The organism is Phycicoccus sp. 3266 (assembly GCF_031456495.1).
GTDB lineage: Bacteria > Actinomycetota > Actinomycetes > Actinomycetales > Dermatophilaceae > Pedococcus.
This window is the reverse complement of sequence record NZ_JAVDUW010000001.1, coordinates 1143715-1156025: the sequence shown is the minus strand read 5'-3', so window position 1 is coordinate 1156025 and position 12311 is coordinate 1143715. Positions and strand designations below refer to the sequence as shown.

Here is a 12311-nt window from a genome sequence, read left to right as displayed (position 1 = left end):
GCACGTGCCACGGCCAGCGGGCAGAGGGCGCTCAGGCGCTCTGCCCGGCGAGGGCCGACCGGACATGACGACGGCGCCGGACCCGTGAGGGGTCCGGCGCCGTCGCCGTTGGTTCTCGGGGAAGGTCAGATGCGGCGGGTCAGCGCGTCGCGGATCTCGCGGAGCAGCACGACCTCCTCGTCGGGAGCCGCGTCCTCCTCGGCCTTGGCGTAGCGCGCCTTGAAGGCCTCGTACGGCTTGACCACGAAGAAGTACACGACCGCGGCCATGATGAGGAACGCGACCAGGGCGGTGAGGAACGGCCCCACGGGAACGCCGCCTGGGCGGTAGGTGTCGAAGTTGGGCTGGGTGAAGATCTTGCCGATCAGCGCGATCAGCAGGTCCGTGAACGACTTGACCACTGCGGCGAAGGCGGTGGCGATGATGAAGGCAACGGCAAGCTCGATGAGGTTGCCCCGCATGATGAAGTCCTTGAAACCCTTCATGGGCCCCCGACCTTTCGCTCTGGAGTGAAAGCCTGACTTCTGCACCGTAGCGACCGAAGGGCTCGATCCTGCGGTGGAACACCGCACGATCGAGGGCGACCGAGATCGGTGGTCACGCGTCGGTGTCCCTTCAGTGCCTTCGTCAGCGACCCCTCAGCACCACCTGCAGCGCGGCCCGACCGGACGGGTCCACGGGCGCGGCGGTGATCGCGCGGGCGGTGTCCTCGTCGGCCGCCACGACGAGTCCGGGCCCATCGAGCGCGTACCCACCGGAGGACCCCTGGCCCTGGATCACCGACCCGAAGTCGGTCCGCAGCGGCCGCTCCACCCGCAGCACGAGCACGTCCCGGGCCACCACGCGGTCGGCCCCGAGCAGGTCGATCCGGTCGCCCGACGTGACCATCGACACCGCGCCGTCGTCGGCCACGGTGACGTGCACGGCGACCTCGCCGGCGGGCCGTCCCGCCAGCAGGGAGTGCGCGTTGAACCGGGACTGCGTCACGGACTCGCCGAGACCGACCGGGGAGGCGAGCGGCCGTCCCACGACCTCGGCGAGGTCCTGCGCAGCGCCCGGCGGGACCAGCCGGCGTGGCCACGCGACGAGCCGCACCGAGGCGGCCGTCACGACCTCGCCCACGGCGAGCGGCCGGGAGGCGACGACCACCGGGACGACGGGCTCGCCCGGCTGGCGGGCGATCGAGATGACGCCGACGACAGCTGCCGCGGCGCAGGCGGCTGCCACGGCCCGGCGGAGGACCCTGCGACGCCACTCGCGTCGGCGACCGGGGCCGCGCACCCACGCGGTCACGGCGGCCAGCGGCGACGTCGGCACGGCTGCGCCCTCAGCCCGGCAGGGCGAACGGCAGCTCGATGCCGTCGAGCGCGCGACGGCACGGGCAGGTCGCCTCGTGGTCGGGCTCCGGCGCCGGGAGGGCGGCCAGGGCCGAGCGCAGGACGGTCTTGAGGCCCTCGACGTTCTTCGCGAAGACGGCGAGCACCTCCTCGTGGGTGACCGCGTCGCCGCCGTCGACTCCCGCGTCGAGGTCGGTGACCAGCGCGACCGTGGTGAAGCACATGGCCAGCTCGCGGGCGATCGCGGCCTCCGGCATGGCGGTCATGCCGACGATCGACCAGCCGGCGGCCTGGTGCCAGGCGGACTCGGCCTTGGAGGAGAACCGGGGCCCGTTCACCACGACGAGGGTCCCGTCGTCGACGACCGGCATCCCGGCGCGCTCTGCCGAGTCGATGGCGACGGCCCGACCCCGCGGGCAGTAGGGGTCGGCGAAGGACACGTGGACGACCGGGCCCTCCTCGGCATACACGGTGTGGTCGCGGCCCCACGTGCGGTCCACGACCTGGTCGGGGACCACGACGGTGCCGGGGCCGTTCTCCGCCTTGAGCGAGCCGACCGCGCACGGTGCCAGCACCTGGCGCACGCCCACGGAGCGCAGCGCCCAGAGGTTCGCGCGGTAGTTGACCCGGTGCGGTGGGAAGCGGTGGCCCTGGCCGTGCCGGGCGAGGAAGGCCACCCGCCGGCCGTCGACCTCACCGATGACGACGTCGTCGCTCGGGTCGCCGAACGGCGTCGTCACGTGGACGCGCTCGGCGCCCTCGAAGAACTCGTAGAAGCCGGAGCCGCCGATGAGCCCGAGGTCGGCCGGGCCACCGTCGGGCACAGGGGAGGAAGTCATGGCGGCAGCCTACGCACGGGCCGCGAGCACCCGGCATCCGCGCAGCAGGGGCTGTGGACGGGGCACGACGACGCCCGCCCCTGTGGACAGGGACGGGCGGTGGAGTCGCGTCAGGCGGCGGAACCGTCCGCGGCAGCGCTCTTGGTCGCCGTGCTCGTCGAGGACGACGAGTCCGACTTCGAGCTGCCGGAGTCCGACGAGCTCGAGGCGGGCACGGACGAGGACGACCCGCTGCGCGAGTCGGTGCGGTAGAAGCCGCCACCCTTGAAGACGACCCCGACGGCGTTGAAGACCTTGCGGAGCTTCCCGCCGCACTCCGGGCAGACGGTCAGCGAGTCGTCGCTGAAGGACTGCACGATGTCGAAGCGGTGGTCGCACTCGGTGCAGGCGTAGGCGTACGTCGGCACTGTTCCTCCTGGACGGTCACAGGCCGCGCGCCCCCGCGCGGTCTGGCACTCGATCGGTTCGAGTGCCAACTATAAGGCCCAGAGCGCGCTACTTCTTCCCGTCGCGGTCCCGGGGGGCAACCCCGCCGCTCCGCCAACGGCCCCCGCTGACCCGCCAGCGGCTTCCCGCAGCGGGAGCGCCCGACTCCTCGCGGGCCACCGGCAGCCCGAACCGCAGCCGCGCTCGCCGGGTGCCGGCGCTGCCGGCGCCCGACTCCTGGCCCACCCGCTCGGTCCATCCGGCCAGGCGTCCGTACGTGCTCACCGCACGGACCCGCTTCTCGGCGCGCGCCCGGGTCGCGGCCGTCGCCACGATGAGCAGCTGGTCGCCGCGGCGGATCACCGTGTTCGACGCGGGCACGAAGCCCTCGCCACCGCGGACGACGAGGGTGACGTTGGCCCCCTCGGGCAGCCGCAGCTCGAACACGTCGACGCCATGGAGCTTCGACGCGGGCCCGACGGTCACCTGGATCACCTCGGCGCCGAGCTCCTCGAGCGGGGTCGCCTCCACGGCGAGGTCGAGCGTGCTGTGGTCCTCGACGATCCCGAGGCGCTGCGCCACCCAGGGCAGCGTCGGCCCCTGGACGATGGTGAAGATGACGACGAGCACGAAGACCAGCTCGAAGATCCAGTCGACGCCGCGCGCCCCCATCGTCGCCGGGACGGTGGCGAGCACGACCGGGACCGCCCCGCGCAGACCCGCCCACGACAGGAACACCTGGTCGCGCCAGCCCAGCCGGAACGGCGCGACCGACACCAGCACCGACAGCGGCCGGGCGACGAGCAGCAGGACGAGGCCGATGACGATCGCCGGCAGCACCTGGCCGCTCATGTGACCCGGGGCGGCGAGCAGGCCGAGGAGCACGAAGAGCCCGATCTGGGCGAGCCAGCCGAGCGCTGTCGAGAGCCCCTGCACGGCCGGCCGGTGGGGGAGGTGCAGGTTGCCCAGCAGCAGGGCGGCCAGGTAGCAGGCGATGAACCCGCTCGTGTGCACGCTGGCGGCCGCGGCATACGCGAGCACTGTCACGGCCACCACACCGAGGCTGAACAGGCCCGAGGAGCCGGACGCGACACGGCGCATGAACTGCGCGCCCAGCCACCCCACCGCCAGGCCGATCGCGGCACCGACGGCGAGCTCGAACACGGCGAGGCCGAGCAGGTGCCACCACGGGTCCGCGCCGGAGGGGTCGGCGCTGCGGGCCGCCAGGGCGGTGACGAGGATGACGACGGGCGCGTCGTTGAAGCCGGACTCGGCCTCGAGCATCCCGGTGACCCGGCGCGGCAGCGGCACCCGGCGCAGCACGGAGAACACCGCCGCGGCGTCGGTGGAGGACAGGATCGCGCCGACGAGCAGGGCGGTGTCCCAGTCGAGGTGCAGGACGTACCGGGCGGCCAGCGCGACCACGAACACCGAGACCAGGACGCCGACGGTCGACAGGACCGCCGCCGGGGCCACCGCCCGGCGGATGCCCTCCCACCGGGTGCTGAGGCCGCCCTCGCTGAGGATGAGGATCAGCGCCGAGTACCCGAGCACCTGCGTCAGCTCGCCGGAGTCGAACCGGATGCCGAAGCCGGCCTCCCCGATGACCAGCCCGATCCCGAGGTAGAGCAGCAGCGACGGCAGGCCCGACTTGGTCGAAAGCCGGACCGCCGCGACCGACACGAGGAGCACGACCGAGCCCACCAGGAGGGCGGGGGTGAGCTCGTGCAGCGTGAAGGCCGCGCCGGCGCTGGGCAATCCGAACGGCACGGCCTGTCCCCTCCCTTCCCCTCGTGGCGGTGCGGATAGTCTCGCAGGGTGCCGAGCCTCAAACTCATCCGCCGTGTCGCCGTCGCGCTGGCGGCCCTGCTGGTCGTCGTCATCGGCATCGTGGCGGTCCTCGCCGTGACCTGGGTCCGGCGCCCCTTCCCGGTCACCGACGGAGAGGTCCAGGTGCCGGGCCTGTCCGGCAAGGTGACCGTGGTCCGGGGCGACCACGGCATCCCGCAGATCTACGCGGACTCCTCCGAGGACCTGTTCAAGGCCGAGGGGTTCGTGCACGCGCAGGACCGTTTCTTCGAGATGGACCTGCGCCGGCACATCACGGCCGGCCGCCTCGCCGAGCTCGTCGGCGAGGGCGGCGTCGAGACCGACCGCGTCATCCGCACGCTGGGCTGGCGCCGCACCGCCGAGGCCGAGCTGCCCACCCTGAAGCCGGAGACCCGCCGCTACCTGCAGGCCTACGCCGACGGCGTCAACGCCTACATCCACCAGGCCGGCTCGCCGTCGAAGATGTCGCTCGAGTACGTCGTCCTCGGCCAGAAGGTGCCTGACTACCGCGTCGAGGACTGGACGCCGGCCGACTCGCTGGCCTGGCTCAAGGCGATGGCGTGGGACCTGCGCGGCGACTACTCGGCCGAGCTGATGCGCGCCCGGCTCGCCAGCTCCATGCCGATGAGCCAGATCGACGAGCTCTGGCCGCCGTACCAGTACGGCACCAACAAGCCGATCCTCTCGGCGCAGGACTGGTCGCCGGGCACGGCCGCCCCCTCCACCTCGAGTGCCGGGTCCGCCGTCCCCACCGTGGGTGCCAGGGCCGGGACCGTGCCGACGACGGCGCGCGCGACGTCCAGGACCACCTCCGCGACGACGAGGGCCGGCGCCACGCCGGCCGGTTCGCAGCTGCCGGGCCCGGGCGACAAGCAGGTGCAGCAGGCGTATGCCGCTGTGTCCCGCGCGCTCGCCGCGGTGCCGCAGACGCTCGGCCGGGGTGACGGCATCGGGTCGAACTCATGGGTCGTCTCGGGCAGCCGCACCACGACGGGCAAGCCGCTGCTGGCGAACGACCCGCACCTCGGCGTCAGCGTGCCGGGCATCTGGTACCAGGTCGGGCTGCACTGCCGGTCGGTCGGCCCGAGCTGCCCATTCGACGTGGCCGGCTACTCCTTCTCCGGCCTGCCCGGCGTCGTCATCGGCCACAACCAGTCGATCGCCTGGGGCTTCACCAACCTCGGGCCCGACGTCAGCGACTTCTTCCTCGAGCAGGTCAAGGGCCGCACCTACCTGCGCGACGGCAAGCAGGTGCCGCTCACGATGCGCACCGAGACGATCAAGGTCGGCGGCGGGGGAGAGCAGACGATCACCGTCCGCTCCACCGTCCACGGTCCGATCCTGTCCGACGCCATCAAGGGCGTGGACCAGGCCGGCGACTCGCCGCCGGTCAACGGGCGGCGCAGCCCCGGCGCCTACGAGGTCGCCCTCGACTGGACCGGCCTGCAGGTCGGCCAGACGGCCGACGCCATCTTCGGCCTCAACACCGCCCAGGACTTCCAGCAGTTCCGCGCGGCGGCCAAGGAGTTCGCCGTCCCAGCGCAGAACCTCGTCTACGCCGACACCAAGGGCAACATCGGCTACCAGGCGCCCGGCGCGATCCCGGTCCGCAGCCGCTACATGGACGCCGCCCCCGGGTACTGGATCCGCCCCGGCTGGGTCTCCTCGTGGGACTGGAAGGGCTGGGTTCCGTTCGACGAGATGCCGTGGACGTACAACCCGAGCGAGGGCTACATCGTCACGGCGAACCAGGCCGTCACCGCCAGCGGGACGCCGTTCCTCACCACCGAGTGGGACTACGGCTACCGGGCGCAGCGCATCCGGGACCTGCTGGCCAAGGACGACAAGGTCAGCCCGGCCGACATGGCGCGGATCCAGATGGACACCCGCAACCAGTTCGCGCCCACCCTCGTCAAGGCGCTGCTCGACATCGACCTCGGCCACGACGACTTCACCAAGCAGGCGCAGGACCTGCTGCGCGGGTGGAACTTCACCCAGCCGGCCGACGACAGCGACTCGGCCGCAGCGGCCGCGTACTACAACGCCGTCTGGGCCAAGCTGCTCGACCTCACCTTCAACGACGAGCTGCCGCGCGACCTGCGCGCCGACGGCGGTGACCAGTGGATGGCCGCGGTGTCCTCGCTGCTGTCCCAGAAGGGCACCTCGGCCTGGTGGGACGACAAGCGCACCGCCGGCATCACCGAGGGCAAGTCGGAGATCCTGCGCCGTGCCCTCGTCGAGGCGCGCCTCGACCTGACCCGGCAGTTGGGCAAGAACCCCTCGGACTGGAAGTGGGGACGGCTGCACCAGCTGACCCTGCGCCACCAGGTCCTCGGCGGCGACGACGTCCCCGGCATCGTGCGGTCGATCTTCAACCTCTCCCCGAAGGAGATGCCCGGGGGATCGGCCATCGTCGACGCCAACGGCTGGAACGCCGCGTGCACGACGTCGCAGGCACCCGACGGCTGCTTCAAGAACGGCGCGTACGACGTCGACTGGGCCCCGTCGATGCGGATGGTCGTCGACCTGTCCGACCTCGACCGGTCGCGCTGGGTCAACCAGACCGGCAACAGCGGGCACGCCTGGAACGACCACTACGACGACCAGACCGACGCGTGGGTCAAGGGCGAGCTGTTCGACTGGCCGTTCACCCGCAAGGCGGTCGACGCCGCCGGCGGCGACACCCTGACCCTCGTGCCGGCGCCGTCGTCCAACTAGGCGACCCGGCTCGGGCGGTCAGCCGGTCAGGCGGACCAGGCCCTGCTCGGCGGTGAGGGCCGCATCGACCGGGTGGTCGTGCGGCTCGGCCGGCAGCGCCTCCTCGAGCACCTCCCACGGGTGGACGAGGGCGACGGTCCGGGCAGTGGTGCGGGCCAGCGCGCGGTCGTAGCAGCCCTTGCCCCGCCCGAGCCGCGTGCCGTGCCGGTCGACCGCCTGCGCGGGCAGGAAGACCACCCGGGCGTCCGCGACCGCGTCGCGGCCGAGCAGCCGCTCGTCCCCGGCCTCGCGCCAGTCGAGGTCCCAGTCCGGCAGCGTCACCGGGACCATGACGCGGATGCCCCGCGCCGTGAGGGCCGCGATGAGGGACTGAGTGGGTGGCTCGCTCGCCAGCGACTCGTACGCCGCGACCCAGTCCCCGGGACCCAGCCCCTCGGCATACGCCACCTCGAGGGCGCCGAGCTCGAGGGACTCGGCGTCCTTGGCCCGGTCGCGCCCGGGCACCCGTTCGCGCCGCAGCGCCGCGAGGCGGCGGCGCTCGGCGTCCTTGGTCGCACCAGCCATGCCCTGATCGTCGCACTAGGGTGGCTGGCATGAGCCAATCTGGTCTGGCAGCGGCCGTGGAGCGGCTGGAGGAGCGCGGGGTCGACGAGCGCGCGATCCGCGTCTTCTCCCACTACTACGAGCAGCTCGAGCAGGGCACGAGCGGCCTGATCGCCGAGTCCGACATCGAGCCGCTGAGCGAGGTGACCTCGCTCGAGCAGCTGCAGGCGACGCAGGACGAACGGCGCGAGGCGCTGTCGCGGACGGCGGTGGTCAAGCTCAACGGCGGGCTCGGGACGAGCATGGGGCTGTCCGGCCCGAAGTCGCTGCTCGAGGTCCGCGACGGCCGCACGTTCCTCGACGTGATCGCGCGCCAGGTGCTGGCGCTGCGCGAGGAGTACGGCGTCGAGGTGCCGCTGCTGCTCATGAACTCGTTCCGCACGCGGGACGCCTCGCTCGAGGCGCTCGCGGCCTACCCGGAGCTCGAGGTCGAGGGCCTGCCGCTGGACTTCCTGCAGAACGCCGAGCCGAAGCTGCGGGCCGACGACCTCACCCCCGTGGAGTGGCCCGACGACCCCGAGCTCGAGTGGTGCCCGCCCGGCCACGGTGACGTCTACGTCGCGATGCTCGCGAGCGGAGTGCTGCAGGCGTTGCGGGACAAGGGCTTCCGCTACGTCTTCCTCTCCAACTCGGACAACCTGGGTGCGACGTGCGACCCGACCGTGCCGGTGTGGATGGCGCGCGAGGGCATCCCGTACGTGTCTGAGGTGTGCGACCGCACCGCCAACGACCGCAAGGGCGGCCACCTGGCGATCCGCCGCTCCGACGGCCGGATCGTGCTGCGCGAGCGGTCGATGGTCTCCGAGGAGGACGACCGCTTCTTCCAGGACACCGAGCGCCACCCCTTGTTCCACGCCAACAACCTGTGGGTCGACCTCGACGCGCTCGACGCCCGTCTCACCGACAGCGACGGCGTGCTCGGCCTGCCGATCATCGTCAACCGCAAGACCGTCGACCCCAGCCGCAAGGACTCGACGCCGGTGATCCAGATCGAGTCGGCGATGGGGACGGCCATCGAGGTGTTCGCCGGGTCGCGCGCGCTGCGGATCCCGCGCAGCCGGTTCCGCCCGGTGAAGACGACGAACGAGCTGCTGCTGCTGCGCTCGGACCTGTTCGCGTTCGACGAGCTGTCCCGCGTGGTGGCGCAGACCGACCGTCGCGACCCCCGCGTCGACCTCGACGACCACTACACGCTGATCGACGACTTCGACGAGCGGTTCCCGGCGGGGGCACCGTCGCTGCGCGAGTGCACCTCGCTCGTCGTGCACGGCGACGTGACGTTCGGGGCCGGCGTGCGCTGCGTGGGCGACGTCGTCGTCGAGGCGGACGAGCCGCGGACCATCGCCGACGACACCGTCCTGCACGACAGCCTCGAGGAGTCGCCGGCGGAGGTCGGCCGGTGATCTCGGTCGAGCAGCACCTGTCGCGGATCATGCGCACCGTCACAGTGATCCGCCCCTTCGAGCTCGGGGTGCTCGACGCCCAGGGGACCGTCCTGGCGGAGGACATCACCGCCCGCGGCTCGCTGCCGGGCTTCACCAACTCCGCGATGGACGGGTATGCCGTGCACGCCGCCGACGTGGCGTCCGCGACCGCCGAGGACCCGGTCGTCCTGCCCGTGGTCAACGACATCGCGGCCGGCAACACCCACGCGCTCTCGCTCGCGCAGGGCCAGACCATGCGCATCATGACCGGCGCCCCGATGCCACGCGGGGCCGACGCGGTCGTCCCCGTCGAGGCGACCGACGGCGGCGTCGTCCGCGTGCAGGTCCGCCAGCGGTCCGTGGTCGGCCAGCACGTGCGCGAGGCCGGCGAGGACGTCGAGGCGGGTGACGTCGTGCTCCGGCGCGGGACGCTGCTCGGCCCCGGCCAGATCGCCCTGCTGGCGGCGGCCGGCATCGCCCGGCTCCGGGTGGTGCCGCGACCGCGGGTGGTCGTCCTGTCGACGGGTGACGAGCTGGTGCAGGTCGGGTCGACCCCGGGCTTCGGGCAGATCGTCGACTCCAACTCCGTGATGATCTCGGCGGCGGTGACGGCCGTAGGGGCGACGCCGTTCCGCGTCGGGGGGGTGCGGGACGACGCGCGCGAGCTCATGGACACCCTCGAGGGCCAGCTGGTCCGCGCCGACGCGATCATCACGACCGGCGGGGTGTCGATGGGCGCGTTCGACACGGTCAAGGAGGTGCTGTCGCGGGTCGGCACCGTGCAGTTCGACAAGGTCGCGATGCGCCCCGGGATGCCCCAGGGGTTCGGGCTGCTCGGCGACGAGCAGGTGCCGGTGTTCACCCTGCCCGGCAACCCGGTCAGCGCCCTGGTGTCCTTCCACGTCTTCGTCGCGCCGGCGCTGCGGGCGATGGCCGGCCGGCCCGAGCCGTCCTACCCGCCGGGCTACGTGCCGGCCGTGGCGGCCGAGCCGTTCACGTCGGTCCCCGGGAAGATGGAGTTCCTGCGGGTCGTCCTCGACGGCGACTCCGCGCGCCTGGCGGGCGGGCAGGGCTCGCACATGCTCGGCGCCCTGGCCGCGGCCGACGCCCTGGCCGTCATCCCCGAGGACGTCACCTCCGTGCAGGCGGGCGAGGCGATCGAGTGCCTGCCGCTGCTCGGCCGGGAGGGGCTGTGAGCCAGGAGCCGGCCGTGTCGGGCCCCGGGCTGACGCACGTCCGCGCGGACGGGTCGGCCCACATGGTCGACGTGTCCGCCAAGGCCGTGACGGCCCGCTCGGCCAGTGCCGCGGGGCGCGTCCTGCTGTCGGCCCCTGCGGTCGCGGCCCTGCGTGACGGTGAGGTGCCCAAGGGGGACGCGCTCGCCGTGGCGCGGATCGCGGGCATCCAGGCGGTCAAGCGAACCCCCGAGCTCATCCCGCTCGCTCACCCCATCGCCGTGCACGCGGTCGAGGTGGACCTGTCCGTGGCGGACGACGGCGTCGACATCGTCGCGACGGTGCGCACCGCCGACCGCACGGGGATCGAGATGGAGGCGCTGACCGCGGTCGCCGTCGGCGCACTGGCCCTCATCGACATGGTCAAGGCCGTGGACAAGCACGCGCGGATCACCGACGTCCGGGTGACGGCCAAGTCCGGGGGTCGCTCGGGCGACTGGGTGGAGGAGGCATGAGCGAGCAGGCAGCCGAGCCGCTCGGACGGGCCGTCGTCATCACGTGCTCGACCCGAGCCGCCGGCGGCGTCTACCCGGACCGCGGTGGCCCGCTGGTCGTGGAGGCGTTGCGCCAGTGGGGGTTCGAGGTGGCAGACCCGACGGTCGTGCCCGACGGACCCGAGGTCGCCGAGGCGCTCTTGGCGGCCCTGTCGTCCGGCGCCGACGTGGTCGTCACCACCGGCGGGACGGGCCTCTCTCCGACGGACGGCACCCCGGAGGCCACGCGAGCCGTGCTCGACCGCGAGGTGCCGGGCATCGCCGAGGCCATCCGGGCAGCCGGCGTCGCCAAGGGTGTGCCCACCGCCATGCTGTCCCGCGGAGTCGCCGGGCTCGCCGGGCCGACGCTCGTCGTCAACCTGCCGGGCTCGAGCGGCGGGGTCCGCGACGCGCTCGAGGTGCTCGAGCCCGTGGTGCCGCACGCGGTGTCGCAGGTCCGGGGCGGCGACCACTGATGTCGCGCTCGGCCTGGCCCGTCGAGCTGCACGGCCAGACGCCCGGCGGCCAGGCGCTCGTGCTGGACGCCCTGCGCCGCCGGGACAAGCACGAGTGGGTCGAGGTCCGGTCCCGGAACCGTGACTGGCTGGGGCCCTGGGAGGCGACCTCGCCGGAGGCCGAGCCGCAGCGGGTCTCCTTCTCCGGGCTGGTGCGCCACTACAACGGCGAGGCCCGGGCCGGGCGCATGGTGCCGCTCACGATCCGGCTCGATGGCCGTCTCGTGGGGCAGGTGGTCCTCTTCGGGATCGCCTGGGGCTCGCTGCTCTCCGCTGCCGCGGGCTACTGGGTCGACGAGCGTGTGGCCGGGTCCGGCGTCGCGCCGACGGCACTGGCGCTCGCGGGCGACCACGCCATGCTGACCATGGGGCTGCACCGGGTCGAGGTGAACATCCGCCCGGAGAACGCCCGCAGCCTGGCCGTCGTGCGCAAGCTGGGGTTCCGCGACGAGGGGACGCGCGCGGCATACCTGCACATCTCGGGGTCCTGGCGCGACCACCGGACCTTCGCGCTGACCACCGAGGACCTCGGCGGCCACACCCTCCTCGAGCGCTACGTCGAGCGTTTTCACACTGATCACATCCGCCACATTGGCGACACACCGCCCCACCTCCCCGGAGGGGAGCCGAGCGAGACCTAACGTCTTCTCCGTGCAGCCAGGCGGTCTCAGCAGTCTCATCTTCGTGGTCATCATCGGGGTCTGGGCTGCCTACTTCATCCAGTACTGGGTGCGTCGGCGCGAGCACCTCGCGACGGCCCAGTCGGTCGACCAGTTCTCCGAGTCGATGCGTGTCCTCGAGCGCCGGAACCCGCAGCCCGTGACGGGCGCTGCCGGCGGCTCGGACGCGCCGGCCACCACGGCCACGCGGCCTACAGCCAGCTGCTCCTGCGGCGGGCGGCGACCGCCCAG

Annotated in this window: 12 protein-coding genes; 6 read left to right on the top strand and 6 right to left on the bottom strand. The window is 72.9% G+C overall.

Annotated features, from left to right (window positions below):
* Nucleotides 1-125: 125 nt before the first annotated feature.
* From mscL to J2X64_RS05450, 5 genes are all read right to left on the bottom strand, one after another.
* The gene (mscL, locus tag J2X64_RS05470; RefSeq protein ID WP_310150739.1) at nt 126-485 is read right to left on the bottom strand and encodes a large conductance mechanosensitive channel protein MscL; all 360 of its coding nucleotides are present in this window, start codon (nt 483-485) and stop codon (nt 126-128) included.
* 142 nt (nt 486-627) lie between these two features.
* Nucleotides 628-1317 (bottom strand): SAF domain-containing protein, encoded by a 690-nt coding sequence (locus tag J2X64_RS05465; RefSeq protein ID WP_310150737.1) that lies wholly within the window; start codon nt 1315-1317, stop codon nt 628-630.
* Between the two features lie 10 nt (nt 1318-1327).
* Nucleotides 1328-2176 (bottom strand): S-methyl-5'-thioadenosine phosphorylase, encoded by an 849-nt coding sequence (locus J2X64_RS05460; protein ID WP_310150735.1) that lies wholly within the window; start codon nt 2174-2176, stop codon nt 1328-1330.
* 110 nt (nt 2177-2286) lie between these two features.
* On the bottom strand, nt 2287-2583 hold the full coding sequence (locus tag J2X64_RS05455; RefSeq protein ID WP_310150733.1) for an FmdB family zinc ribbon protein: 297 nt from the start codon (nt 2581-2583) through the stop codon (nt 2287-2289).
* Nucleotides 2584-2671: 88 nt separating this feature from the next.
* Nucleotides 2672-4372 (bottom strand): potassium/proton antiporter, encoded by a 1701-nt coding sequence (locus J2X64_RS05450; RefSeq protein ID WP_310150731.1) that lies wholly within the window; start codon nt 4370-4372, stop codon nt 2672-2674.
* A gap of 48 nt (nt 4373-4420) precedes the next feature.
* Here J2X64_RS05450 and J2X64_RS05445 point away from each other — a divergent pair, with 48 nt between their 5' ends.
* Complete coding sequence (locus tag J2X64_RS05445) at nt 4421-7150, top strand: penicillin acylase family protein (RefSeq protein ID WP_310150729.1); 2730 nt, start codon at nt 4421-4423, stop codon at nt 7148-7150.
* 18 nt (nt 7151-7168) lie between these two features.
* On the opposite strand, the gene J2X64_RS05440 is transcribed toward J2X64_RS05445, so the two are convergent.
* Nucleotides 7169-7714, bottom strand: coding sequence for a 5-formyltetrahydrofolate cyclo-ligase (locus J2X64_RS05440; RefSeq protein ID WP_310150727.1), 546 nt, complete (start codon nt 7712-7714; stop codon nt 7169-7171).
* 29 nt (nt 7715-7743) lie between these two features.
* On the opposite strand from J2X64_RS05440, the gene J2X64_RS05435 reads away from it, so the two are divergent.
* The 5 genes from J2X64_RS05435 to J2X64_RS05415 are packed head-to-tail and all read left to right on the top strand — an operon-like array spanning nt 7744 to nt 12041.
* Nucleotides 7744-9156 carry a UTP--glucose-1-phosphate uridylyltransferase gene (locus tag J2X64_RS05435; protein ID WP_310150724.1) on the top strand — a complete coding sequence of 471 codons (1413 nt, stop codon included), beginning with the start codon at nt 7744-7746 and terminating at the stop codon, nt 9154-9156.
* Entirely contained in the window at nt 9153-10373 is a 1221-nt protein-coding gene (gene glp, locus J2X64_RS05430; protein ID WP_310150722.1) for a gephyrin-like molybdotransferase Glp, read from the top strand. The genes J2X64_RS05435 and glp overlap by 4 nt, the downstream gene beginning before the upstream one ends.
* A 14-nt stretch (nt 10374-10387) precedes the next feature.
* Complete coding sequence (gene moaC, locus J2X64_RS05425; protein WP_310150720.1) at nt 10388-10867, top strand: cyclic pyranopterin monophosphate synthase MoaC; 480 nt, start codon at nt 10388-10390, stop codon at nt 10865-10867.
* Nucleotides 10864-11361: a MogA/MoaB family molybdenum cofactor biosynthesis protein gene (locus tag J2X64_RS05420; protein ID WP_310150717.1), complete on the top strand. Its 498-nt coding sequence runs from the start codon at nt 10864-10866 to the stop codon at nt 11359-11361. The genes moaC and J2X64_RS05420 overlap by 4 nt, the downstream gene beginning before the upstream one ends.
* The gene (locus J2X64_RS05415) at nt 11361-12041 is read left to right on the top strand and encodes a GNAT family protein (protein WP_310150714.1); all 681 of its coding nucleotides are present in this window, start codon (nt 11361-11363) and stop codon (nt 12039-12041) included. Before J2X64_RS05420 ends, J2X64_RS05415 begins: the two co-directional genes overlap by 1 nt.
* The last annotated feature ends 270 nt before the right edge of the window (nt 12042-12311 follow it).